The 24605-nt window shown below is 57.3% G+C and carries 20 protein-coding genes and 2 pseudogenes; 7 read left to right on the forward strand and 15 right to left on the reverse strand.

All coding sequences use genetic code 11. From position 1 onward, the window contains the following. Positions 1-4: 4 nt before the first annotated feature. The gene (gene mexE / locus PMI28_RS26445) at positions 5-1246 is read right to left on the reverse strand and encodes a multidrug efflux RND transporter periplasmic adaptor subunit MexE (RefSeq protein ID WP_007981917.1); all 1242 of its coding nucleotides are present in this window, start codon (positions 1244-1246) and stop codon (positions 5-7) included. 152 nt (positions 1247-1398) lie between these two features. Next, a complete protein-coding gene (locus tag PMI28_RS26440; RefSeq protein ID WP_007981919.1) occupies positions 1399-1692 on the reverse strand; it encodes a LysR family transcriptional regulator in 294 nt (97 codons plus the stop codon). 147 nt (positions 1693-1839) lie between these two features. On the opposite strand from PMI28_RS26440, the gene PMI28_RS26435 reads away from it, so the two are divergent. Both PMI28_RS26435 and PMI28_RS26430 read left to right on the forward strand, forming a co-directional pair. Next, on the forward strand, positions 1840-2439 hold the full coding sequence (locus tag PMI28_RS26435) for a TetR/AcrR family transcriptional regulator (RefSeq protein ID WP_007981921.1): 600 nt from the start codon (positions 1840-1842) through the stop codon (positions 2437-2439). A gap of 313 nt (positions 2440-2752) precedes the next feature. Next, positions 2753-3031 carry a DUF2790 domain-containing protein gene (locus PMI28_RS26430; protein ID WP_007981923.1) on the forward strand — a complete coding sequence of 93 codons (279 nt, stop codon included), beginning with the start codon at positions 2753-2755 and terminating at the stop codon, positions 3029-3031. 70 nt (positions 3032-3101) lie between these two features. On the opposite strand, the gene PMI28_RS26425 is transcribed toward PMI28_RS26430, so the two are convergent. Further along, a complete protein-coding gene (locus tag PMI28_RS26425) occupies positions 3102-3674 on the reverse strand; it encodes a hypothetical protein (protein ID WP_007981925.1) in 573 nt (190 codons plus the stop codon). 253 nt (positions 3675-3927) lie between these two features. Next, positions 3928-4626: a hypothetical protein gene (locus PMI28_RS26420; protein WP_007981927.1), complete on the reverse strand. Its 699-nt coding sequence runs from the start codon at positions 4624-4626 to the stop codon at positions 3928-3930. A 305-nt stretch (positions 4627-4931) separates the two neighbouring features. Here PMI28_RS26420 and PMI28_RS30915 point away from each other — a divergent pair. Next, positions 4932-5033, forward strand: a pseudogene (locus tag PMI28_RS30915) (GNAT family N-acetyltransferase); the annotation flags it as partial. A gap of 91 nt (positions 5034-5124) precedes the next feature. Here PMI28_RS30915 and PMI28_RS26415 read toward each other — a convergent pair. From PMI28_RS26415 to PMI28_RS26405, 5 genes and pseudogenes are all read right to left on the reverse strand, one after another. Further along, positions 5125-5781 carry a response regulator transcription factor gene (locus PMI28_RS26415; protein ID WP_007981931.1) on the reverse strand — a complete coding sequence of 219 codons (657 nt, stop codon included), beginning with the start codon at positions 5779-5781 and terminating at the stop codon, positions 5125-5127. 101 nt (positions 5782-5882) lie between these two features. Beyond that, entirely contained in the window at positions 5883-6491 is a 609-nt protein-coding gene (locus PMI28_RS29225; protein ID WP_007981933.1) for a lecithin retinol acyltransferase family protein, read from the reverse strand. Positions 6492-6647: 156 nt separating this feature from the next. Continuing rightward, the gene (locus tag PMI28_RS26410; RefSeq protein WP_007981935.1) at positions 6648-12119 is read right to left on the reverse strand and encodes a trifunctional serine/threonine-protein kinase/ATP-binding protein/sensor histidine kinase; all 5472 of its coding nucleotides are present in this window, start codon (positions 12117-12119) and stop codon (positions 6648-6650) included. Between the two features lie 116 nt (positions 12120-12235). Next, a pseudogene (locus PMI28_RS31530) lies at positions 12236-12346 on the reverse strand (oxidoreductase); the annotation flags it as partial. Between the two features lie 19 nt (positions 12347-12365). Next, positions 12366-13301 (reverse strand): LysR family transcriptional regulator, encoded by a 936-nt coding sequence (locus tag PMI28_RS26405; protein ID WP_007981937.1) that lies wholly within the window; start codon positions 13299-13301, stop codon positions 12366-12368. A 389-nt stretch (positions 13302-13690) separates the two neighbouring features. On the opposite strand from PMI28_RS26405, the gene PMI28_RS26400 reads away from it, so the two are divergent. The 4 genes from PMI28_RS26400 (at position 13691) to PMI28_RS26385 (ending at position 17744) form a co-directional block, all read left to right on the forward strand. Further along, positions 13691-14083 carry a response regulator transcription factor gene (locus tag PMI28_RS26400; protein WP_007981939.1) on the forward strand — a complete coding sequence of 131 codons (393 nt, stop codon included), beginning with the start codon at positions 13691-13693 and terminating at the stop codon, positions 14081-14083. Positions 14084-14327: 244 nt separating this feature from the next. After that, entirely contained in the window at positions 14328-15530 is a 1203-nt protein-coding gene (locus PMI28_RS26395) for an NAD(P)/FAD-dependent oxidoreductase (RefSeq protein WP_007981943.1), read from the forward strand. A gap of 140 nt (positions 15531-15670) precedes the next feature. After that, a complete protein-coding gene (locus PMI28_RS26390) occupies positions 15671-16627 on the forward strand; it encodes an MBL fold metallo-hydrolase (protein WP_007981945.1) in 957 nt (318 codons plus the stop codon). Between the two features lie 286 nt (positions 16628-16913). Beyond that, positions 16914-17744, forward strand: coding sequence for an alpha/beta fold hydrolase (locus PMI28_RS26385; protein ID WP_007981947.1), 831 nt, complete (start codon positions 16914-16916; stop codon positions 17742-17744). A gap of 394 nt (positions 17745-18138) precedes the next feature. Here PMI28_RS26385 and PMI28_RS30700 read toward each other — a convergent pair whose 3' ends face one another. From PMI28_RS30700 to PMI28_RS26370, 6 genes are all read right to left on the reverse strand, one after another. Further along, on the reverse strand, positions 18139-18477 hold the full coding sequence (locus PMI28_RS30700; protein WP_177318949.1) for a hypothetical protein: 339 nt from the start codon (positions 18475-18477) through the stop codon (positions 18139-18141). An 8-nt stretch (positions 18478-18485) separates the two neighbouring features. Further along, positions 18486-18938 carry a hypothetical protein gene (locus tag PMI28_RS30705; protein WP_177318950.1) on the reverse strand — a complete coding sequence of 151 codons (453 nt, stop codon included), beginning with the start codon at positions 18936-18938 and terminating at the stop codon, positions 18486-18488. A gap of 860 nt (positions 18939-19798) precedes the next feature. Beyond that, a complete protein-coding gene (locus PMI28_RS26380) occupies positions 19799-21277 on the reverse strand; it encodes a DASS family sodium-coupled anion symporter (RefSeq protein WP_007981951.1) in 1479 nt (492 codons plus the stop codon). Positions 21278-21331: 54 nt separating this feature from the next. After that, complete coding sequence (locus tag PMI28_RS26375) at positions 21332-22279, reverse strand: lactate/malate family dehydrogenase (protein ID WP_007981953.1); 948 nt, start codon at positions 22277-22279, stop codon at positions 21332-21334. Positions 22280-22958: 679 nt separating this feature from the next. Further along, a complete protein-coding gene (locus tag PMI28_RS0128215; RefSeq protein ID WP_033063037.1) occupies positions 22959-23213 on the reverse strand; it encodes a hypothetical protein in 255 nt (84 codons plus the stop codon). Between the two features lie 448 nt (positions 23214-23661). After that, on the reverse strand, positions 23662-24552 hold the full coding sequence (locus PMI28_RS26370) for a LysR family transcriptional regulator (protein ID WP_007981958.1): 891 nt from the start codon (positions 24550-24552) through the stop codon (positions 23662-23664). Positions 24553-24605: the final 53 nt, after the last annotated feature.

A 24605-nucleotide genomic window follows, 5' to 3' on the forward strand; every position in this document is an offset into this window, starting at 1 on the left:
TCCTTTATCCGCGAGGCGAAACGGCAGCATCGGTTTTCACCAGCGCCGGTGACGGAGCGACGGGCTGATTGCCCGCCTCGATGGCCTGCCGTTGACTGGCCAGGCTCGCGATGGTTTGCGCATCGGCCATCGGCGCATCCTGAGGGGCGACCACTGCGCCGGGACGAACACGTTGCAGACCGTTGATGACGATCCGGTCTTCTTTCTGCAAACCGCTGCGCACGATGCGCAACCCTTCGAGCTTCGGTCCCAGATCGACGCTGCGATATACCGCCTTGTTGTCCTGGTCGATCACCAATACGAATTTCTTGCCGAGGTCGGTGCCCACTGCCTCGTCTTTGATCAGCAGGCCGGCATAGGCCGCGCTACCTACCAGTTTCAATCGGGCATACAACCCGGGGGTGTATTGGCCGTCGGCGTTGTCGAACACCGCGCGGCCTCGAATGGTGCCTGTCTTGGGATTGACCTGGTTATCGACAAAGTTCATCTGCCCCAGGTGGCTATTGCCCTCCTCGTTCGACAAGCCCATGTACACCGGCGTGGTTTGACTGCGCTGGCCTTGACGGGAGAGCTGGCCGTACTTGAGGAACAGGCGCTCATCGGCGTCGAAATAGGCGTAGACCTTGTCGGTGGAGACCACGCTGGTCAGCGCCGAGGTGTCGGCGGTGACGATGTTGCCGGCGGTGATTTCGGCACGGCTGACCCGGCCGCTGATCGGCGCGGTGACGCGGGTGAAGCTCAGGTTCAAACGTGCGAGATCGAGTTGCGCCTGCACGGCATCGACGGCGGCGCGGGCTTCCTGGGCGGTGGTGCTGCGAGTGTCGGCCAGTTCCGCTGAGATCGCATTGCTGCTCAGCAGGCGCTGGCCGCGTTGCGCTTCATTAGTGGTTCGAACCAGCGTGGCGCGGGTTTGTTGCAACTGCGCTTCGAGGCGATGCACTTCGTGTTCGAACGGACGTGGATCAATCTGGAACAGCAAATCCCCTTTCTTTACCGACTCGCCATCCGTGAAGGCGACACGATCGATCTGCCCCGAAACCCGCGGGCGAACCACGACGGTTTCCGGTGCTTCCAGACGGGCAGTGACTTCATCCCACTCAGTGATGGGTTGCTCAAGCACTTTGGCGACCGTGACATGCGGCGCACCCGGAGCCTGGGCGGTATCGGGTGCGTGGCCGCAAGCAGTGATGGTCGCCATCGCCAATGCAGCAAGGGGATAACGCAAAGGTTTGAGTGACTGTTCCATGGGGGGTGTCCGCCTGACGGTTTAGGGGTTGGAGAATTCTCGGCCGCACAGGGGGCAGCGACGAATTGAACGGAGTGAACTTGGATATCATCTATAATGATGACCATCATGTTTAACGGCAAAAAAACGAACGCTCAGATCAAGCTTATGAATTAACTGGGCTTTTTACTGGAAGCCGGCAGACTGACGACAGAGCAAATGGAGTCCAACACTGGCCCAAGCGTTTGCGCTACCTGCAAGGCTCGGGTGGTCGGTTCCATTTTGTGACCAATACGTTTAAACAGCGGGTCGTTGAACAGCGTGCGTAGACGACCCAGTGCACCGCTGACCGCCGGTTGTCCCAGGGCAAGCCTTTCTGCGGCGCGGGAAACGTTGCGTTCTTGAATGAGCGCCTCGAAAACCACCAGCAGATTGAGGTCGATGTTGCGCAGATCATTACGTTTCATGGGTCAGCACCCTGTGAGGTGTTTTGACTTGAGCCATGGGCTCGGAACCGGCAAATCCATTGCCGCGAATTTATATGACACTCATCATCAATACCAGCCCCTCAGCAAAAATTTGCCAAGGCGCCCATCGGATGACAGGACCCATTCATGAAAGTGACGAAAGACCAGGCCGCGGCCAACAAGGAAGCGATCCTCAGCGCGGCCTCGAAGATGTACCGGGAAAAAGGCATCGATGGCATCGGTATCGGCGAACTTTCCCGCTCGGTGGGCCTGACCCACGGCGGCTTCTACGGACAGTTTCCCGGCGGCAAGGAGCAGTTGGCGTCGGAGGCCGTGAGCCGCACGTTCGAAACCAATATCGAAGATTGGCGAGCGGCTAAATCCATCCCCGAACTGCTCAAGGGTTACTTGACCCAAGGCCACCTGGCCAACTGGACCGAAGGCTGTCCGATCCCCGCCCTGGGCGCCGATGTCGCGCGTAACGGCGGCGCCATCAGCCATTCGTTCACCAAAGGTGTGCAGACCCTGATCGAAACACTGCTGCCACTGGTCGACGGTGAAACCGATGATGAAAAACACCAGGAAGCCTTGCGCATCCTTTCATCGATCACCGGGGCAATTCTGATCGCCAGGGCATTGGACAACCCTGGATTGTCGGAGCAATTCCTGCAATCGGTGATCGATGCCTGGTCCACGGATCCCGAAGAAACAGCCGAGGACGAAACGGACATCGATGTTGAATGCTGATCAGCAAAGGACAGCCAGCATTCACCCGTTCGCTGTCGCCCGGCTTCAGCCGACAGAACTGGAGGCACTGGCTTGCCTTGGGTGAAAATCCGTCATGACATGTTATGACTTCCTTCAGGAACGGACTTCGACCAACAAATACGGGGGTTAAAGGACGAATGGTCGAGAGGCGTCAAGCGCGGGGAATTGCCGGGAGTTTGCAGCCACTACAGACTTTTCAGGAAGGCGCGTTCGTCGCGGTGAAGTGAACTTCACTTTCACCGAGGGTCACATGAAGTCCTTGTCAAGCGAACGTCAGTAGAGGTACAGCCTTATGAACATAGCAACAGTAGTAAGTGCCGTGATTTCCAGTCTCGCACCAAGTGTATTCGACCAGAACGGCCTGCAAGAACCCGGCGCGCATGTCTCAGCCGTCGAGTACCACTACGGGATGGAAATCGATGTGAAGAAGGTGCTGCAGCGCACCGATACATCCGATAAGACCGGCATGGTACCGGTGACCCTGGTCTACGAAGACAGCGAGGGCGAGGTTCACAAGATCCGTTTCCTCGAATGGGGCGGAAGTCCGGCCAACCCTACCAACATAGCTTGATCCGCTCGTCGGCAGGGTTCTGGTCCTCGTTTGCACGGCGTAGGCCTGAACCCCGACTCGCTAGTGATAGCTACCCCGGTACCGAGTTTTTTTGCGCACCGACACTGCCCGCCCTACCGGCGACAGCAAGGGCCACGCAACAAGCCAGTAACGAGAATGCGGCGAATGCGCCCATCACATGCAGATAAGGCAGCACGTGATTCCAGGCCCGAGCCACCCCCAGGAAAGCGGCGAATAGCCAACCGCTCATGGAAAGCGCACCCAACAAGGCGAGCCGCGCACGGCCTGCGCTGCGCAGTGCGACGAATGGAGCCTTTTGCAGCAGCGGGAAACCGACTCGATGCAACAATGCACCGTTCAGGCTAAGTAGCGCGACGACAGTCACCTTCGCCCAGAGTTTCTGATTGAGCAGATAGGCTTCGCCTTCATTAAGGTAACCCTGAAGCACCAGCAACAATCCGCTTGCCCAAAGGGCCAACAGTGCGAGGCTGACGATCTTCTGGGTTTCATCAAGGTACTCAAGCCTCGCCCGGTCCAGCATTTCCTTGCGCCAACTCCAAAGCTTGTGATCAGCCTGCAACACCCTCCCCAGGGCAATACACGTTGCGAGCAGATGACCGTATACGAGAAGCATTTTGAGCATTGCCTTGACCTTATTATTGTTTGGGCGCTGCGTTCCCTGCTTCGCTGAATTGAAAACGAATGATACAAATTAGCAGTTGCACTATCAAGACGCGCACTCACTAACATGTGCGTGAGCCGTTCGCCATACGACTTTCGTCGCACGTAGAGGCGGTCATTCCTGTGGCGGATGAATGATCAGACTGCCCTGCCGTCTCTGCTGATTGTCTGCCAGGCGATACAATGCTTGAACATGGATGCAATCAGACCGGTGATCACTCGTTCAAGTCTTTGACCAGATAGCCATCTACGATTTGCGAAACGCCCGTCAACGCAGTACGCAGCAACTCCGGTTCGGTGCGATAGCGCAACGGCGTGTAGCCATAGGTGTTGGCGCCGTTGAATGCGGTGATCGGCTCATTGCGCTGCCAGATCAATTCCTCGCCGCGTTTCATGACACCGCTGACAGCAATCGTCGGGTACACCACGCTGCTGAAGCCTTGCGTCAGCGCGAAACCCCAGTTCAGGACGGTCAATTCGATCTGCGCATCGGCCGGTTCGTTTTCACCTACGATCTTGTAACGGCCGGTGGCGGTCAGTTGCTCCTCGAAACTCTTTTTGACCAACTCGCCCAGATTGATATCCGCCGTCTCCATGTTGTAAAGAATCGCATCAACCGTCGACATCGACGCCAGGTCGCCTGCCTTCAGACCTGCGGCAAATCCGGCACCACCCAAAGCAGCCTTGGTCAGGTTCGATGCACCTGCCGCCATTCCTGCGCCAGCGCCGACACCAGCGCCCAATGCCGCGCCCCATGCCTGCTCACGACCCATGTAAGTCATCTCTTTGGGTTTCCATGTAACCGGGAGAACTTTCACGGTATGGATCTGGGTACGGTATTCGGGCTTGAATTTCTGGTTGGCACATCCGGCAAGGAAAAGAACGGCAAACATCAGGACAGCAATCTTCTTCATGAATAACTCACGACGCCAAGGGAATGTGCACAGGTTGTCGTCAGCGGCAGGAGATTCTGAAGGGAATGAGGAGCGCTGGTCGCGATTGCTAATACGGCAACAGGCAGCTTCCGGCCCAGGCTGTGTGAAAACTCACTGAATACGTCGAGAACGTTGAGCTACCGGCTGGATTCACGCCTTGATTGCTTTCATCGTTGGATCATGTTCCAGCCGTACCTGCATTGCATCGACTACGGCTTCATGTTCCCGGCGCTTTACCCGGCGCCAATTATCCAGGCAGTTCTACCCGCAAGGAGAGCGATCTTATGAAGCCCGTCAGAATTCGCACCCTACAAAATGCTGATGCTGAGGCGTTGCTGACATTCGAACTGGACAATCGTGAACGGTTCGAGCGCCACATTGCCGCCCTGCCTGAGCCGCGAATACAGGCTGACAGCCAAAAAGCAATTAATCGGGTGCATCCAAAAAATCAGGAACCATTCAAACCTGTTGTTCTGATCAACGATCAAGGCGCTCCCCTAATGACTCTGCCATCCGAACCAAATCAGCAAACGACTTTGCGTGCATTTTTTTCATTGCATGCCCGCGGTGAATTTTCACGGTGATCTCGCTCAGATTCATCTGCCCTGCAATCTGTTTATTCATCAGACCTTTGGCTGCAAGGGCCATTACTTCTTTCTCACGAGCTGTCAGCGTCTGATAGTGGGCATGCAGATCTGAAAACTGCTGCTCAATTTGCCGGCGTTTGACATCTGCCTGCAGTGCGGCAGACACCGCGTCCAAAAGGTCCTGCTCACGGAACGGTTTTGCCAAAAAATCCACCGCACCGGCTTTCATCGCCTTAACAGACATTTCGATGTCACCATGTCCAGTGATGAAAATAATCGGAATATTTGCATTGGACTTGACCAACTGGCTTTGGAACTCAAGACCACTATTACCTTGAAGTCGTACATCAAGGATTAAACAGCTTGCGCAAGCTGCCTTTGGCTGTTGAAGAAACTCCGCAGTGGATGCGAACGTCTCGACCTGGATGCCGGCGGAGCGTAAAAGATTGCTTAAAGCGTTGCGCATGGAAGCGTCGTCATCCACCACGAATACCATAGAACCGTTACTGACTGGCTCATTCTCGTTGACTGGTGGATTCCCGCTCATGCACAACTCCCGCTGATCAGATGAAAAAAAAGTGTAGCACAACACTTTATGCTGCGTAAGCGTGCACACAAACATGGTTATGCCCGAAAGCACTGGGAAAATCATGCAATAAAATACAGTTCCAACGCCGAGATAAAAGAAAGCAGATAACGCGGGTAATGGAGAAATGCCCTGACTTGAGTACTACAACTTTTCCCACTAACACACCAACTGCAAAAATGTTCGCAGTTATTGGACAGAATCCTGTATTGACTTTCACCCATTCTTGAACGCGCACGACTGACAATTTCATCGTTTGAAAATTCACATGACTCCTGCATTACCCAGACAGGCTTGCCGTTTGCGAAGCTTTCAAGATCAGTCACTTCGATGGGACCAGGCTTGAGTGAACTACTAAATCCAGAGTAATGAGCTACCTCTCCGTACCCAAGGTATATCCCATGATGCACATAAAATTTGCGTGGGCTAATCAAGTGCGAGCCTATTGACAAATCACCTCCGCCCTTTTCTACATGCACTAACCTTAATGGAAACATAAAAGAGCTTCTGGGAGACTCATTGCTATCGCAGCTCTCGGCGAGCAAGCAACTTTCAAGCACCAGTGCCTTCAAATAACCGGCGAATTCCATTGCCATTAGCGCCAGGCAAAAAACGATTCCTGACCAAAGCGATGAAAATCCACTTAACAACTTAACAGCTAGAGTATTCACGACAAGTTCTCCACAACCCTTGACATGCAATATATCGCCAGGGTTGCGAAGTTTCATTTGTACATATGATTAGTTCAAGCAACCATTAATATACTTCCCCCTAAACCTAAGTATTAAGCCGAGCACCTGATTGCAAATGAACAGAGTGCCGTGGATTCAATGATGCTCGACAGGTAGTGTGAATTGAACGGTAGCACCGCGGGGTTGGTTGACGCTTGCCCACAAGCGGCCGCCATGTGCCTCGATGATCGAGCGACAGATTGATAACCCCATGCCCAATCCGGTGGGCTTGGTGGTGTAAAAAGAAGCGAAAATCTGCTCGGCGTTTTCCGAGGCAAACCCTGGCCCCGAATCGCTCACACTGACGAGCACACAACCGGCGTCATTTAACAAAGCGCTGATGTGCAATTGGCGTTCACCCTCGCTCACACCATTCATGGCCTCGAGCGCATTCATGATCAAGTTGAGCAGCACCTGTTGCAGTTCAACGCGGTCGCCTTCGATAAATGGCAAACCGTCGTTGAGTTGAGTCCGAATCAAGGCCCCACTTTTCATGATCTGGCCACGGGTGAACTCGATCATCTCGCGAATCGCCGCGTTGATGTCCACCGCCCCCTTTTGCGGTGGTGCCTTGCGGATATGCCGACGAATCCGACCCAATACATCGGCTGCTCGATTGGCATCCGTGATGAGACTGCCAAGCACTGTCCGGACCTCTTCGACCTCCGGCGGCTGCATGTTCAGCCAGCGCAGCGCGGCGTCGGCATTGAGGATGGCCGCCGCAATCGGTTGATTGACTTCGTGAGCAATCGAAGCCACAAGCTGCCCCATGGTCGCGACGCGGTTCGCGTGGGCCAACTCCGTTTGCACCTCGCGATAGCGTCGTTCGCTTTCGCGGATTTTTTCTTCCGCCTGCTTGCGCTCGGTCAGATCCAGCACGAAAGCAACCCCTTCCTTGCTGCTGGCTTCGAACATAGCCAAACCGACAATCACCGGCAGGCGACTACCATCCTTTCTGAAATATTCCTTCTCGTAGGGTTGGGCATAGCCGGTCCGCACCGCTTGCGCCAAAAAGTGCTCGCTGAGTTCACGAAACTCCGGTGTTGTCAGATCTCTCCAGCGCAGACAACCCGAGACCAGATCCTCTCGCTCGTATCCCAACATACGAAGAAATGCATCATTGGCCTCGATGATGTCACCGTCGGCATTCCAGACGAGGATCCCGATGATGTTGGCGTCTACAAGACGCCGAATCTTCCCTTCGCGCTCCGCGACCTCACGGTACAAACGGGCATTTTCCAGCGAAATGGCAGCCTGTGAGGCCACCAGTTTCAATACCGCAATCCGGGCTGGACTGAACACACGGGCGGTCAGATTGTTTTCGAGGTAGAGGGCACCGGTCAGTTTGGCCTGGTTCATCAACGGCAGGCAGAGAACCGATCGGACGTGGTGCTGACGTATGTAAGGGTCTTCGGCAAACGGGGCCTCAGTCAGGGCATCATCAAGAAAAACACTCTCACCGGTGCGCAGGACATGGTAGAGAAGTGACTCTGGCAGCAGCGCCGAAGTCATCGGTTCATCGCGCAACTGCATCGAATGGCTGCCAGTGGTCACTTGCGCGGCTATGCGGTGCTCACCCGTGTCCGACAGAATCAACACGCCTCGTTCGGCACCGGCCTGTTCGGTGGCCGTGCGCATGATCATGTCGATGAGTTTTTCCAGGACGATTTCTCCCGACACGGCCTGCGAGACCTTTATCACGGTGGCCAGATCGAGGTGTTCGACCGGTGCGACCATCGTCGTTGTCGGGCCAAGCGTTTGCTCTTCAGTCCTCAGCAATGGATACCGCGCCTCAAGCTGCCGCACCTTGCCATCAGCACCCCAACGCAGGTAGCCGTAGCGGGCGTCTTGCAGGTAAACGCGGGCTACTTTCCCAAGACCACGGGCCGCGTAGAAGCGAGACGCCAGTTCGTTAGCAAGCGCTTCGATATGGACAAAGCCGCTCTTCTGCGCCGAGTGGATGGCTTGTTCGTAAAGCAACTCGGCCTCGATCATCCGCCCTTCGACGCGGGCGATTTCGGCGTCGACCAGCGCGGCCCGGCTCGCGAAATTCTCTGGGCACTGTTGAGCCCAGATCTGGAGTTGCCGGTGATCCGCCGCCATTGCGATCAAGTGCTGCGCACGCTCGTCCATCGGGACACTGTCGCACCATCGGGCACGAGCCAGCGCGTCATAGAAGTAAAATTCAGCCTCCTCGAAGAACAGGTATGACGTCCATAGCAACTGCTGTGCCTTTGCCGCGGCTTGCATGGCTGCCCCGGGGTCGTCGGCCAGGTAGCAGGCTTGTAATTTGCGGACCCAATACCAGCACTCGGCCAATGCCAGGTCCGGATTGCTGGACAGGTGGATTTCGGTGCCTGACTCATCAAATTGTCCATCATCAAAACAACCGAAAATTGGCGTCGAACCCCGGAGCGTCCGGATCAGCGCCAGTTGTGTGCCAATGAAATCGGTGACCAACCCGAAACGCACGGTCCTGGCGTAAACCAGACCACGTTCGGCTTCGTCTAGTACCTCGGACAATGGCTCGCCGGCGAAAAGGGAGTCGGAGGTAAGGCTGTTGCCCGCATAAGCACCATATGGCAGATCACCGATCCGGTTCGCCGCAACAAATGAACGGCGCAGCAGGTCACGGCATTGCTCTACGGGCTTCATCCAGCGCACGGCAAAATTCGAGAAGCAAAGATAGGTACTGGCTTCGAATCGCTTCAGGCCTCGTTGTTCAACGAGTTCGCAGCCGAGTTGGCCGAATCGAAATCCTGCCTGGTAGTCGCCGAAACGCCGTCCGGCGACTCTGAATGCATTGGCGTAGTGCACACATGAAGCATCGCAGTTGCCCCCTTCGAGGCTCAGACTGACCGCCTTGCAGATCAACAGGTCCGTGAGGTTCGCATCCGTCTGCAAGGCAGGCGGGAAGAGCTTGCTCAGAGCGCTGACGGTCATGAGGGAGCCCGCATCTTCCATCAGCGACAATTCGATGAGTTCCTCGATTTCCCGATCGCCCAGTAACGACCAGATATGGTCGTACTCCTGGCGCACTTCATCGTCGCTCGGATGGGCCGACCACTCGATGCCCACATGCCGCAGATAGGCGAGACAGACAGCGACCGCGCCATCGCTGCGATCCATGAGCAGGTAGACATCCATTTGCAGACACACGACATTGGCTCGTTCGATCGTAGTCGTGGCGCGATCCGACAGCGCCGCCAGGCGCTTGTCCGCAACTGATAACTGTCCAGTCAGCATCTCGCATTCGGCCCGGTTCAACTCCAGCGCGAACATCAACCCATGTAGCCGCGTCCAACAACTGTCGTCCAACAGCTGCGCACCCGTGGTGAGATAGTTGAGCGCCGAAGCATAGGCCGTTGACGCCTTGGCACGCTGACCGGCCATCAGGTTGAGTTCTGCCAATTGCTCCCGTTCGGCCTGATCGGTGAGCAGCACTGAGCCGCTGTTGAGCTGGCCGACGATGTCAAAGATCGCCTCCTCCCGCCCTTGCAGGGGCGTCTGCGCTGCAAGCAGCCGGCCGATTCGCAGATGAGCCTCGGCACGAGCCCCCTTGGGGATCAGTGAATAGGCCGCTTCATGAATACGGTCATGAACAAAACCATAAGCGCCTTCCAGTCGCTGAACCAACTCCTGGCGTATGGCTTCCCACAATACCGTGCGGATCTGTGCCTGGGGGATGTCCAGAACGGTCGAAAGCGTCGCGGTCCCGGCAACGTTCCCCAGACAGGCAAGCTGCTGTAATGCCAGTTGCGTTTCAGTCGGCAAGCGGGTCAGCTTGCCAACCATCAGGTCCACGATGTTGTCGGTGTAACCCTTGGCATGGATGCGATCCGCACTCCAGCACCACAGCCTTGCATCATGATCGAAGGTCAGCAGTTGTTCGTCAGCGAGGGTTTGCAGAAACTGGATCACGAAGAACGGGTTGCCGGCGGTTTTGTCCAGCACCAACTGCGCCAGGGGCTCAATGTGCGCAAGCTCGTCATGCAACGCATCGGCAATCAACTGCTCAATGTCTCCCTTCGCGAGCGGTGCCAGAGTGATTTCATCTACCCTGCCCCCCGCGTTCCGAATGGCTTGAAGTTTGCCCGTTAGCGGGTGGACATCACTCACTTCATTGCTGCGGTAGGCACCCACCAGCATCAGATGCCGCACATCCGGGCTGGTCAACAGATCCTCCAGCAGGTCGAGCGTTGCCGCGTCGATCCACTGCAGATCGTCCAGAAACAGGGCAAGCGGATGCTCCGCCCGGGCAAATACACCGATAAAGCGCCGGAACACCAGAAGGAAACGGCGTTGCGCCTGTTGAGGCTCAAGTGTCTGCAGCGGTGGCGGCTCACCAATGATGAGTTTCAGTTCGGGAATGAGGTCAGTCATGAGCCCCGCGTTGGCATCCAGTGCGCTCTGTAATGCGTCACGCCATTGCGCCAGTTCTGTGTCGCTCTTGCCAAGCAGCGTGCGCACCAGGCTTTGAAATGCCTGCACCAGCGTCGAATAGGGAATATCGCGCCGGTATTGATCGAACTTGCCGGCAGCGAAGAGTCCTCGCGGCGGGACCAGCGCTTTGTGCAGTTCATTGACCACAGAGGATTTGCCAATACCGGAATAGCCGGTGACCAACATGAGTTCCGGCGCGCTGCTTGTGATGATCCGATCGAACGCGGCGATCAAGGTACTGACCTCATACTCGCGCCCGTAGAGTTTCTCGGGAATCATCAGCCGATCGGATGTCCCTTGCTCGCCCAACGCGAAGGCATTGATGTAGCCCAGGGACTCCCAGTCTGCCAGGCATTGCCGCAGATCATGTTCAACACTCGCAGCCGTCTGGTAGCGCTCCTCGGCGGTCTTGGCGAGCAGCTTCATGACAATCCGGGAAAGCACATCGGGGACGGTTTCGACCCGCACGCTCGGTGGCTGCGGTTTTTTCGCGATATGGCAGTGCACCCATTCTATCGGGTCAGATGCCGTAAACGGCAGCGAGCCCGTCAGCATCTGGTAAAGCGTGACGCCGAAGGAATAGAGGTCGCTGCGCAAATCGATCGAGCGATTCATCCTGCCGGTCTGCTCAGGTGCCATGTAGGCGAGTGTGCCGGCGATGGTCTCAGGCGCCTGTCGCTCACGCGGTAACCACGAGGCAAGGCCGAACCCTGTAAGCCGAGCCTGACCGTCGGAGCAATTCACCAAAATATGAGAGGGCTTGATGTCTTTATGGACGAGTCCGCGCTGGTGGAGCTTTCCCAATGCCTGCGCGATGCTAATCGCAAGACGCAGGAACGTTGGCGTTTCCATGGGGGCAACCAGCAGCTGCACAAGCGGCGTGCCACCCGTATCTTCCAGCAGTAAATACATCTGCCCACTTTCCCGCACCATCTCAATCGGACGCACCGCCCAAGAGCCATCCAGTTGATCCTTCAGGCCAAACTCGTGAGCGAAACGGCCAAGACAATCCGGAAGCGGTTGTTCAGCAGTGGGTCGTGCAACGAGAACACTGCGGTCGCCTTTCACACCCGAGCGCAGCTCCCGACAGAAGGTGCGCTCACCATCGTTCCATAATATCTGCATGTTGTTATCCATCGGAGCGAGCTTGCGTGGCTGCGGATGGATGCCCGGATTTTAGTTTTTTGACGGACGCCCCCCTGGTTGATAGAGCCTACAACAACTTCCAGCACTATTAGAACTCAGATCTGACCCAGCCCTCCGTCAGCACAAAGGTCAATGCCGGTGATAAAGCTACTTTCATCGCTGGCCAGAAACAGCGCCGCCGCACGACCTGCCGGGAAGCGCTTCACGGAACAACGTAGCCTCAATTCACGCTACGGCCAGAGGCACGGGCTGCTCTTGATGTTGACCGAGATAGCGACAGAAGTACGAACGCAACCAGCGTTCCCGAGGGTCGTTGTGGGCCGCGCCGCGCCAGGCCATGGACAAGTCCGGCGCCGGTAGCGTCAACGGCGCAAAGTCGGCACGCATCCCTTCCATTCGCTCCATGGCCCGGGCGACGTAGTCCGGTACGATCGCAATCATGTCGCTGCCGGCGAGCAAAGCGGGCAAGGCACTGAACTGCGGAACAGCCAGGACTACTCTGCGCTGCCGACCGACCAGGCTCAGGGCATGGTCGGCATCGTCGATGACATTTCCCATCGAAGAGACAACCACATGAGGCCGTCTGCAAAAGTCATCCAGATCAAGGGCGCCGGGGTCCGAATCGGCGCGCAATAGCATGGGGTGCATCGACCGCAGGCTTTTGCAATGGGCACTGGCCGGCAGTTCTTGCGCAAAGCTGATACCCACGGAAATCTCTCCCGAGGCCAGCAATTGGGGGAGTTGCCGATGGTCCACTCTGCGCACCACGAGCGTGATGTTTGGCGCCTCATCACGCAGATGCTTGATCAAACGTGGAAGCAGCGCGTACTCGACATCGTCAGAGAGTCCGATATGAAAGGTCTCGTCACTGGTCAGTGGGTCGAACGTCTGGGCACAACTCAAGGCGATAGCGATTCCATCCAGAGCTGGCGTCAGCCGCGCATGAATTTCTTCTGCCCGCGCAGTCGGCTCCATCACCCTGCCAGTGCGGATGAACAGCGGATCATTGAACATCGAACGCAGTCGTCCGAGGGCTGTGCTAATAGTGGCCTGACACAGGAAAAGTCTCTCTGCGGCCCGGGTAACGTTGCGTTCGCGCATCACTGTTTCAAAGACAATCAACAGATTGATGTCGGCACGCCGCAGATCATTTCTGTTCATCACGTTCACCGCCTAGGCACAAGGCCGCATGGGTAAGGGGACCTCCAACAACGGCTCGCTGCGCAACCCGTTTTGCCGGAGGCCAGCGAGGTGGTTCAAGCTTATGCAGGCCAACGGCAAGACGTCACTTGTACCTGGGTTCAACCGATGCATCCCTTGGTTGTGCCGCCTTGTACATGGGTATACCCGGATATCTTGTAAAACCGGACACGCGATTTTTCTAAAATGAATCGCGACTCCGTAGCACAAGACTCACCTGGGTGATTTCATTGAGCGCTCAAGTAGAACATCTACACTTTGGTCTTAGCAGATCATACATTGGTATACTTCTACGCCTTATAAGTTGGCGTATGTTGTAGTAACGGCAGAAGCTGTCACGAGCGCCCCACATGAAGCAGGATACGCAAATACGCAACTCAATGACTATCGCAATCGTCGATGATGATGACTCGGTTCGGACAGCGCTTGAAAGTTTGTTGCGATCCACTGGTTACAAAGTGAAAACTTATTGCAGTGCTCTGGCGTTTCTCAACACGAATGACCCCGCTCAGACACATTGCCTTGTTTCCGATATCCAGATGCCGGGAATGAGCGGTTTGGAGCTTCATAAGCAGCTCGTCGCGATGGGCTTTCACATTCCCACTCTATTTATCACGGCTTACCCTGAAGCCGTCCCCTCCCTTGGCACCGATATGTCTGCGCCGATTGCCTGCCTGCCTAAACCTTGTGAAACCAAGAAGCTTCTGAGCTTCATCGAAATAGCCCTCCTCCAGCAAAACTGAAAGCACTCTGAACGCCCTCTTTTGCATCCAATACAAACCTTCGTATATCCCCATACCACTGACGTATGGATTTTCTGAACCGATGTAGAAGTGCGCCGGAAAGAATCCGGAAATAACATAAATCCACAGCGGGCGACCTGCTGAACTCAACATAGACGCCTTAACTTTCGACGCCTGTGTATCGCTCCACCAAACTTGAAGAATAACTTCAAGAACATTGAAAACCTTTTTTGAGGAACAACTGATGAAACAGCATATTCTGGTTATTGGTGCGGGGTTCGGTGGTGTATGGAGTGCATTGAGCGCCGCCCGCCTACTGGATAAGCACAGTCGTAGCGACGTGGAAATCACACTGCTGGCGCCCCAGGCGCAATTGCGCATACGTCCCCGTTTCTACGAAAGCGACGTACACAAAATGTTCGCGCCCCTGGACGGGTTGTTCGACTCGGTAGGTGTGCGTTTCATCAAAGGCACCGCCGAGCACATTGATGAACTGGCAAGGACCGTTGGCTACCGCGATGAGGCTGGCCGTTGGTGCACGTTGACCTACGACCGTCTGGTACTGGCGGCTGGCAGCCAATTATCCCGCCCGGCAGTGCCAGGTCTCGGCTCCCATGCCTTTGATGTTGATCAGATCGAATCGGCGGTGCGCCTGGAGAGCCACCTGAAATCCCTCAAAAACCGCCCCGTCAGCATTGCCCGCAACACTGTAGTCGTTGCAGGTGGAGGTTTTACCGGCATCGAGACCGGCACCGAGATGCCGGCACGCCTGCGGTCAATACTCGGTGACGATCAGGACATCCGCGTGATCATCGTCGACCGGGGTACTCGGATCGCAGCTGCCATGGGGGATGAGATTCGCCCATCGATCGTCGAGGCCTCTGAACACCTGGGTATCGAATGGGTGCTCAACACCAGTGTGGCGGCGGTAGATGCCAACGGCGCTACCCTCGCCGATGGTCGTCGCATTGAAAGCCATACCGTGATCTGGACTGTCGGTTTTCGCGCGAGCCCGCTCACCGAACAGATGTCCAGCGTTCGTGATGCTCAGGGACGCTTGCACGTCGATGAGAATCTGAAGGTGCTAGGCCAGGAGCATGTCTACGCGGCTGGAGACGTCGCCTATGCCGCCACCGACGATCTCGGCAACTTCGCAGCAATGTCCTGCCAGCATGCGATCTCTCTAGGCCGTCACGCCGGAAATAACGTCGCTGCGGACCTGCTCGGTGTCGCGCCCACCCCCTACCGTCAGCCCAAGTACGTGACCTGCCTCGATCTGGGTGCCTGGGGCGCGGTATTTACCGAAGGCTGGGATCGCCAGCTCAAGCTGGTCAAGGAACCGGCCAAAGAGCTCAAGACGCAGATCAACACCCTGTGGATCTACCCGCCTGCAGCTGATCGGGCCACCGCCCTGGCAGCAGCAGACCCGATGATTCCGGTGGCCTGAAGACCCCGCCTGAACGTGTCGCCCGTGCCAGTACCGCGGGCGCCACCGGGCATCGCTGTACCCCTCGAGGAAATCCGTCGCTCTCGCGCCGAGAGCGGCTTTCGCCTGAAGTTCTTGACCCAAGCAATAGGAGAACGACCATGACACAGCATCTGAACTACCTCACCCAAAAGGGTGGAACGCATCAGAAAAGCAACAGTCAGCTGGAATCGAACATGGGCTCCGAGGAGCTGGTTCCTTCACGCTATGCCCTGCGGATCGGCGAAATTGACGTGCTGGTGGTCAGCGATGGGGTGCTGCCTCTGCCGACCGAGACGATGTCCACCAATGCCGACCCAGCCGCCCGCGCGGCCTGGTTCAAGGACATGTTCCTGGGGCCGGACGCATTTGATTGGGCGCTGAACGTACTGGTGGTGCGCAGTGGCGACAAGCTCATTCTTGTCGACGCTGGACTGGGCGGGCAATTCCCTGGATTTCCGCGGGCCGGGCAGTTCCCCAAACGACTGAAGGCCGCCGGTATCGATCTTGCGTCCGTGACCGACGTGGTGATCACCCACATGCACATGGACCATATTGGCGGGCTGCTTGTCGATGAAGTGAAGAGCCAACTGCGTCCGGATCTTCGTATCCACGTTTCAGCCACCGAGGTCGCGTTCTGGGAGTCGCCCGATTTCTCCCTCACCGCCATGCCGTCGCCGGTGCCGGACGTTCTGCGGGCAACGGCCAATCAGTTCATTAACGAGTACCGCAGCAAGGTGCGCACGTTCGAGGATGAGTACGAGGTGGCACCAGGCGTGGTCGTCAAGCTCACCGGCGGCCACACCCCGGGGCACAGTGTGGTCTACGTGACATCCGGCGGTGAGCGGTTGACCTTCGCAGGCGACGCCCTGTTCCCGGTCGCCTTCGAACACCCCGACTGGCATAACGGCTTTGAACATGACCCTGAAGAATCGATTCGCGTCCGTGTCCGCCTTATGCAAGAGGCGGCGGCGAGCGGTGAGCTGTTCGTGGCTACTCACCTGCCGTTCCCCTCTGTTGGCCGGGTGGCGGTGGACGGTGACGCTTTTCGCTGGGTAGCGGCCTTCTGGGACTACTGATCGCTTGTTGGGTTTGCGCCTGCGTCCAAGCCAAGTCAGCCCGCTCACACGGGGTGTAGAGGATGGGTGGAGGCGTGAATCTCCCTGAGCAACAAAACAGATCGAGAGACCGCCAATGAAAGACTCCAATCGAGAGATAGATCTCCAGCGTCGGGCCATATTGACAAGTTCAGCAGTAGTGGCCGCCAGTTTGCTGGTTCCGCTTTCCAGTTTTTCCGGGTTGACGCAGGCCGCTAACAAGCCCTCTACAACCCAACACAAACCAGATCACCAGGAGATGCACACCATGAACTCCATTACGACCAAAGACGGCACCCGGATTTTCTTCAAGGATTGGGGTCCGAAAGACGCGACGCCCATCGTGTTTCACCACGGCTGGCCATTGAGCGCGGACGACTGGGACAACCAGATGATGTTTTTCTTGCTCAAAGGCTATCGGGTGATCGCGCACGACCGCCGCGGTCACGGGCGCTCGACCCAAACGTGGGTGGGCAACGATATGGACACCTATACCGCTGACGTCATCGAGCTGACCGATGCGCTCGACCTTAAAGGTGCGATCCATGTCGGCCATTCGACCGGTGGGGGTGAAGTAGCGCGCTACGCCGCTCGAGCCAAACCGGGACGCGTTGCCAAGGCCGTACTTATCAGCGCGGTTCCCCCAATCATGGTTAAGTCACAGAAGAACCCCGGTGGTTTACCTCTGGAAGTGTTCGACGGATTCCGTTCGGCCCTGGCCGCCAGCCGCGCACAGTTTTACGTGGACGTGCCATCGGGGCCGTTCTACGGTTTCAATCGACCCGGGGCCAAGGTTTCGCAAGGCGTAATCGACAACTGGTGGCGTCAAGGCATGATGGGCGGTGCAAAAGCTCATTACGACTGCATCAAAGCGTTTTCCGAGACCGACTTCACCGAAGATCTGAAGGCGATTCAGGTGCCAACACTGGTCATGCATGGAGAGGATGATCAGATTGTGCCGATTGCCGACTCTGCGCCGCTCTCGGCCAAACTATTGAAGCATTCCACGCTCAAGACGTACCCAGGCTTTCCTCACGGTATGCCGACTACCAACGCGGATCAGATCAACGCCGATTTGTTGGCGTTCATTCGCGGTTGAGTACTAACACCGTGACGGCGGTCTGATCGCCGTCGCGGTGTCTGATCGCCGTCGCGGTGTCTGATCCAGGATCAACGATCATTTCAATCTTGCTGACAGGCAGCAACCGGCCAAAAGCGGTCGGTGGACAGATGAGTCCAACTTCCCGCCCCCGCGCCACAACAACGGAAGGGCTCCGGTTTTTGTGAACGACTGGGATTGATTGCTTACCCGCCCAGTTCCGCCCCCATTGCCGCCATCCTCGTCAGTGTTTCGGACTGTGCGACAGATTTCGAAAAAAAATCGCAAACCCCACGACGCTTCAGGGCTTGCGACTCATTGGCGATACGCCCCTCAAGTTCCCGGGACGTTTTCTACGGCCAGGCCTGCCGTGTTCATTACGGAACGTGCTGGCCTAGTTGTGTACCTCAACCGCGTCGACATCCGGAGCGTCTGGGGCGTCCGCCACATCCTCTCTGGCCGCCCTCGCCTTGGCTTTGTCAGCCTCTTTGACTGCGTTCGCCTTGGCTTTGTCAGCCTCTCTGGCTACGTTCGCCTTGGCTTTGGCTGCGTCCCTGGCAGCATCTGCGTCGGCCTTGGCGGCGTCCCTGGCTGCATCCGCAGCGGCCCGGGCAGCGTCTCTGGCTGCATCTGCATCTGCGCGCGGTACGCCAGCAGCTCTTGCGGCATCCCGGGCTGCATCCGCCTTAGCTCTGGCGGCGTCCCGGGCTGCATCTGCATCAGCCTTGGCCACGTCTCTGGCTACATCAGCGTCATTTCTGGCAGCGCCTCTGTCTTCCGCGGCTTCCCTTGCAGCATCACCAGCATCTTCTGCGGCTTCCCTGGCTGCATCCGCGGCGTTATCCGCGTCGTTGTCATCGTCGTTGTCACGCGCGTCGTTGTTACGCGCATTGCCTGGGCCTCTGTTCCCGACCATTCCACCATGGTCATCGTCGTTGTCATGCGCATTGCCCGGGCCTCTGTTCCCGGCCATACCGCCATGGTCAGCGTCGCCGCGTCCCGGGCCTCCACGACCGTCACCGTCATGGCCTGTTGCACCATGACCGCCACCCTCTCCTCCATGGCCGCCACCACCGTCACCACCGTGACCACCACCTCCGGAGCCTCCACTGCCGGAGCCACCGCCGCCACCGTGACCACCACCGCCTCCGCCGCTACCGCCACCGCCACCGCCGCTGCCACCATCTTTGGCATACACGCTGGAGAAGCTACCGATGTAATCGGGCACCAGGACAGTCGATGCCGACAGGACTCCGCCAATTGCCAGAGCCAACAAACATTTTTTGAGCTGCATGTTGCAACCTCCGTTTGGAGTTGCGTCGTCATCTCCGTATCGAACGCAATGTCCAGTGAGTTCCCGGCCGCCCATTAGAGCGGCCAGCCAACCGGCACGGTCATCAATCTGCAGCATTAACGAGCAACTGCGGTTTCCGCACGATCCTTCAAAGCCAGTCAGTATCGTTGCGCGGGAAATTTTCCCACGTTTATGTTGGAGGAGTGCTTTCAGCCAGAGTTCAACAAATGAGTATCAGGACCAAAGCATGCGTTGAGAAAAAACTTCAACTTGACCTATTGGAATCGCCCCTCAACCGATCGGCTGGTTGAACGAGATGAGTTTTATCAATGGGATAGACCAGGAGTTTGGCATTCGGATTTACCTAGGGAACCATGGTCGAATCAAAGAGCCAGTCATGGCGCTGGCTCGCCTGCCCGTGCTGGCATAGAGCGACTGATCGTGGCCGATTTCTGCCTCTGGCCAACGACAGCTTTGGGTTTTCGGCCTTCGCGACCGGTTGAATCCACAGTCGATTTCTGCCCTTCACGATAGGCGAGAATCGGCCAGGAGCAGACGTTGCTTTACCATACCCCTTCAGCGTAGAGGCTCTGACCTGACCCGACTGGTAACAGATCGACGCGCGATGATTGATCCATCTCCAGTTCCTCGACTGCTGCGCATCCGTACATAGGTGTCAACAGATAGCGCACCCAGTGTCGCAACGCGGTACCGCTCTTCTCAATCAGGTGGCTGGTTACTTCTATTCTCCGGTGCCGTCTCAAACATGTCCAAGCAACTGCCACCAAAGCGGGCCGACGACCAGCCAGATAACCATGTAGATGAGGCTCATCAAGAAACCGGTCTTCCACCATTCCCCCTGGGTGACGTAACCGGCACCGAACATGACCGGCCCGGAACCGATGCCGTATTGGGTCAGACAACCGTTGATGCTGCTCAGGATGCCGAGAGCGACCGCTGCAGTGAATGGCGGGATGCCGGCAGCGACCATAAGCGCCATGCAGAGGGGAAACAGAGCACTGATATGTGCCGTGGCGCTAGCGAAGAAATAATGGATGTAGCAATAGATCGCCGCCACCAGCATATAGACAGCCAGCCTCGGGAAACCCTCCAGGTGTGCCCCGAACTCCTTGCCGAACCACGAAACCATGCCGTACTCATTGAGTTTGGAGGCCAGCATGATCAGCAGGCCGATCCAGATCATGGTGTCCCAGGCGGATTTCTCATTAAGGGCATCCTGCCAGGTCAGTACACCGGTGATGAACAGCAACGAGACACCGAGAGCCGCCGCCAGCGTCGCTCCGATTTTCAGATCCTCACCGAAAATCCAAAGCACCAGCAAGCCAACGAAGATCACCGCCATGATGATTTCCTTGGCCGAGATGGGCCCCATTGCTACGAGTTCTCTCTGTGCCAGGGCCTTCGCATCGGGTGTCTGGCGAATCTGCGGCCGGACAATCCACAGCAAGGCTACCGGAATGAGGGCAAGGCACAGCAAACCGGGAACTGATGCTGCCACCGCCCATTCGAGCCAACTGATTGAGACGCCTTGGTCTGCGGCCATCTTGACCGCCAGGGGATTTCCCGCCATCGCCGTGATAAACATGCCTGCGGTGATGATGTTGGCGTGGAAGGCACAGAGGATCAGATAGTTCCCCACCTTGCCGCGCGATTCAGGGTCATCGGCATGGCTGCCGAGGACCTCCGACATCGCTCGGGTAATCGGCAGCATCACCCCACCGGCGCGAGCGGTGATGCTGGGCATGGCGGGCGAGATAAGGAGTTCAGTCATGACCAGTCCATAACCCAGCCCAAGGGTTCGCTTGCCCAGCAGCCGCATGAACAGGAGTGCGATGCGGTGCCCCAGTCCTGTCTTGATCACGCCTCGGGAGATAAAGAAGGCGAGCATCACCAGCCAGACGAGGTCCGTCCCCGTGGATTTGGTGACGTCGGCAAAGGACACGACGCCAACCAGCACGCCCACCGTGGCGCTGATAATGGCTACCGCCGACATCGGAAGAGGGGCGGTCATGATGCCGGCGATGGTGGCGACGAACACGGCGAACATGTGCCACGCTTTCACGTCGAGGCCAGCCGGCGCCGGCAGGAACCAGAGGACGATACCTATGCCTACCGGGACGAGAAATTTCCAGACATTACTGAGATGCCCTTCCGATGGCGTCGGTTTCGTCGTGGCCGGGCTTGCAGGTTGCGAATCCTTTGCGGGTAATACAGCCATGATATAAACCTCTTGGCGGCACTGTTCGGTTTATTCAGAGCGTGCGCAATTTCCCTAACGGGCGAGAAGCACGCTGTCGGTTGCCTCTTTGACGATGCACGCACTGCGCTGCAAGGCCTCGCGCTCGATGGGGCCGAGTTCCGGATAAGCCAGTAACTGCGCACCTCTGCCATTGACCACCATCGGCAGCGACAAACACACTTCCGGTACGCCTTCGACTTCAGCATGCACGACAGCGACCGGCAGAATGAGGTCGGTGTTATGTACGATGGCCTGGCAAATTCGCCCAATCGCACTGGCGACTCCATAGTGGGTGGCGCCCTTGCCTTCCTTGATGAGCGTGGCTGCCTCGTGCACGGAGCGCAGGATCAGATCGCGGCTGGCAGGCCCCAACTCTTTACCGCTCCTGGCCAGGAACATATCGAGGGGCATTCCGGAGACCGTCGCACCGGACCAGTCGATCAACGCGGATTCGCCGTGTTCGCCGAGAACGTAGGCGTGAATCGCAGGCGCCACGACGCCCAGCCGCTCGGAGAGCAGCGATCGCAGTCGCCCGGTATCGAGGGAGGTGCCGGTGCTGATAACGCGCTCGCGCGCGCAACGCAGGCGGTCAAAAACGACACTGGTCAACACATCGCAGGGGTTGGTCGCGATTACGTAGATCGCATCTGGGGCCAATGGTGCAGTGCGATCCACAACTTCCGCTGCAATGGCCGCATTGGTTCTGGCCAGGTCCAGACGAGTCTGCCCTTGCTTCAGACCGACACCAGCGGTGATTACGATGATGTCCGCGTCGCGTGCGTTCTCGTAATCACCGGCATAGAAGCGATTGTGCCCCCAGAATGCTGCAGCGTGGGTGAGGTCCAGCGTCTGCCCTTCGGCCCGTACTCGCGCGACATCGATGATGACGATCTCGGCGCTCGGAATAGCCACGGCCGCAAACAGGGCTGCTGATCCGCCAACCAATCCTGCACCGACGATTACGATCTTGGGTTGCCGCATCGCATGCCTCCCTTCGCGCCAGGAGCATCGGACACCAGAACCAGGCATCCGCCAGTGGACAGTCAACCTTGAAGTGGCGCGAAACCTACATGAGCCGACAGCTCGACTACTCGGGCCGGCTCTCAATCGATTTCGTTACACACATCTTTTGCGTAATTATTGAACAGCGCACTCGCCCCCAAGGGTCCAAGGGGGTGTCCTTCAAGGCGAGCGAGCCAAAAAAACGGAATATTTTCAACAAGCTTTGTTAACGGCTAGCCGCACATGGCGAGTTCCTCATTGGGAACAGGCAAGAAAAGAGTAGCTCAACATCAACTGGGTGCATGCCCGTAAATTTGGGAGTAATCGCACGCCAGGGTTTTCCGGGTAATCGTAACGATCACGGTAGGGATGGTGATTAGGCTAGCGTGAGGCCCAATCGGAACAGCCTGACAGATAGCGTTCTCTCAAGGCAGTTGGTGACAGCATCTTCGACTCGCTCGTTGCCATCCGCCGGCGTGGGGTCTGCGTAGCATTGATGTGCAACCTGGGAATGGTTGCAATAGAGAATTGCCAATGACCGCAACGGGTCGACTGTTGCCTTCCGCCACAGGCAGCAATCGGCTGAGTAGTCAGTCATGCCCGACTGCTTCTGATCCCGCACAGACAGATCTGACTCTTGAGCCCGGCCCGTGAATGATCAGGGCGCACCAGCAGCCATTCTCAGTAGCTGAGAAAAATGGTTGATGGCTATGTTGATGTCATCCCTCGTGTCGCCATCCCACGCTTCAATCGTTTCCAACTCGGCCCTGAGGGATACGATGCGCCTCTCGATCTCTGCAAATTCCGCGGCCCCGCATTGCGATGCAATCGCTGCCCATTTTTCATGTGGGATCCGCTCCTGGATGGAAAGCCCTGACCGAGCTTCCGCGATCAGCGTTGAAAGTCTGCTCATCGAATTCTGTGTCCTGAACGATAAAGGGCGCCACAGATTCTAACCATACTGGCGTCCGATTTCGGCCGATTCTGTTGAAAAAGTCGGCCATGGTTTGCGCATCAGAAAAGTACGCGTCCGAGATTGGAATCTTTACTTTTGGCAGAGGCTTCCAGACTCGGATTTCACGTAGCAGCATGCAAAAACGACGATTTCACCAGTCAATGATCAGGCAGTTTGGGCTGAGCGACTTTTTCAACAGAGTCGGCCAGTTTCGGTCAGTCGACCAATGGTAGACAAATGACCGAATTGGCCGAACGGCGGCCATCCAACTCGCAAATCCGGATTTCCGTTCCCGAACTGAAGCGGTCCTTCAGCCTTGCGCCGCGAAGAACTGCTATGCAGCGCATTCAGCCCGCGCTGCCGCCCCGTAGGAGTCCTTCGCAGTTGAGCGAAGCAGACGATAGCGTCACTGCCCCTGCACTTGACGCAAGGCTTCGACAATGAGGGCCAATGCAGGAGACGAACTACGGCTGGCGTAATACAGGTGGTATCCGGGGAGGGTCTGCGACCAATCATCCAGAACCGAGACGAGGTGTCCTGCGGCAATGTGCTCACCGACGGCATCGTCGGGAACCCACGCCAACCCGTGTCCGGCCAACGCCGCCGCGACGACCATGTCTCTCGAATTGAACACCAGCCGCCCCGTGACGTGCACATGGATGGTCTTGCCGCGCCGCTTGAACTCCCATGGCAGCAGACCGCCGTGGGAAGGCAGGCGTTGGCAGAGGCAATCATGCTCGGTGAGATCCTGCGGAGTACGGGGCCGAGGATGGTGCTCGAAGTAGTCGGGGCTTGCGACCACAACCAGGCGCATGTCCGGCGCAATGCGCATCGCGATCATGTCTTTGGCCACATCGCCGCCCAGACGCACACCGATGTCGAAGCGCTCCGCCACGATGTCGATGAAGCGGTTGTCGCTGCTGATCTCCACCTTGATATCGGGGTACTGCGGTAGCCACGGCTGCAGCCGGGGCCAGAGCAGCGTGCGCACCGCATGCTCGGTCGCAGTGATGCGGACGGTGCCGGCCGGCTTCCCGCGTAGCTCGCCCAGCACTGCCAGCTCAGCTTCGATTTCCGCGAAGCGCGGGCCGACTGTCAAGTAGAGCCGCTCCCCCGCCTCGGTGGGCGACACGCTGCGCGTGGTTCGGTTGAGCAACTTCAGATCAAGCTTGCGCTCCAGCGCGCGAACGGTCTGACTCAGTGCGGACTGCGTCACGCCCATCTGCGCAGCAGCGCGCGTGAAGCTGCCAACGCGCACGACGGCTGCGAACGCCGCCAAGTCGTCGTATCGTGCCATTGATTAGCTAGCCTTATGAGCCCATATCGTTTCAGAAGTATAGTCAATCAGTA

It is taken from the genome of Pseudomonas sp. GM48 (genome assembly GCF_000282335.1).
Classification (GTDB): domain Bacteria; phylum Pseudomonadota; class Gammaproteobacteria; order Pseudomonadales; family Pseudomonadaceae; genus Aquipseudomonas.

Bases quoted from the DNA above. Each gene is read 5' to 3' on its own strand.
- PMI28_RS26425 (WP_007981925.1), bottom strand. From the start codon at position 3,674: ATGCTCAAAATGCTTCTCGTATACGGTCATCTGCTCGCAACGTGTATT.
- PMI28_RS0128215 (WP_033063037.1), bottom strand. From the start codon at position 23,213: ATGAGCAGACTTTCAACGCTGATCGCGGAAGCTCGGTCAGGGCTTTCC.
- PMI28_RS26410 (WP_007981935.1), bottom strand. From the start codon at position 12,119: ATGCAGATATTATGGAACGATGGTGAGCGCACCTTCTGTCGGGAGCTG.
- PMI28_RS26440 (WP_007981919.1), bottom strand. From the start codon at position 1,692: ATGAAACGTAATGATCTGCGCAACATCGACCTCAATCTGCTGGTGGTT.
- PMI28_RS26370 (WP_007981958.1), bottom strand. From the start codon at position 24,552: ATGGCACGATACGACGACTTGGCGGCGTTCGCAGCCGTCGTGCGCGTT.
- PMI28_RS26435 (WP_007981921.1), top strand. From the start codon at position 1,840: ATGAAAGTGACGAAAGACCAGGCCGCGGCCAACAAGGAAGCGATCCTC.
- PMI28_RS26385 (WP_007981947.1), top strand. From the start codon at position 16,914: ATGAACTCCATTACGACCAAAGACGGCACCCGGATTTTCTTCAAGGAT.
- PMI28_RS26395 (WP_007981943.1), top strand. From the start codon at position 14,328: ATGAAACAGCATATTCTGGTTATTGGTGCGGGGTTCGGTGGTGTATGG.
- PMI28_RS26420 (WP_007981927.1), bottom strand. From the start codon at position 4,626: ATGAAGAAGATTGCTGTCCTGATGTTTGCCGTTCTTTTCCTTGCCGGA.
- PMI28_RS26390 (WP_007981945.1), top strand. From the start codon at position 15,671: ATGACACAGCATCTGAACTACCTCACCCAAAAGGGTGGAACGCATCAG.
- PMI28_RS30705 (WP_177318950.1), bottom strand. From the start codon at position 18,938: ATGCCAAAGATGGTGGCAGCGGCGGTGGCGGTGGCGGTAGCGGCGGAG.
- PMI28_RS26415 (WP_007981931.1), bottom strand. From the start codon at position 5,781: ATGAGCGGGAATCCACCAGTCAACGAGAATGAGCCAGTCAGTAACGGT.
- PMI28_RS26430 (WP_007981923.1), top strand. From the start codon at position 2,753: ATGAACATAGCAACAGTAGTAAGTGCCGTGATTTCCAGTCTCGCACCA.
- mexE (WP_007981917.1), bottom strand. From the start codon at position 1,246: ATGGAACAGTCACTCAAACCTTTGCGTTATCCCCTTGCTGCATTGGCG.
- PMI28_RS26380 (WP_007981951.1), bottom strand. From the start codon at position 21,277: ATGGCTGTATTACCCGCAAAGGATTCGCAACCTGCAAGCCCGGCCACG.
- PMI28_RS26400 (WP_007981939.1), top strand. From the start codon at position 13,691: ATGAAGCAGGATACGCAAATACGCAACTCAATGACTATCGCAATCGTC.
- PMI28_RS26375 (WP_007981953.1), bottom strand. From the start codon at position 22,279: ATGCGGCAACCCAAGATCGTAATCGTCGGTGCAGGATTGGTTGGCGGA.
- PMI28_RS26405 (WP_007981937.1), bottom strand. From the start codon at position 13,301: ATGAACAGAAATGATCTGCGGCGTGCCGACATCAATCTGTTGATTGTC.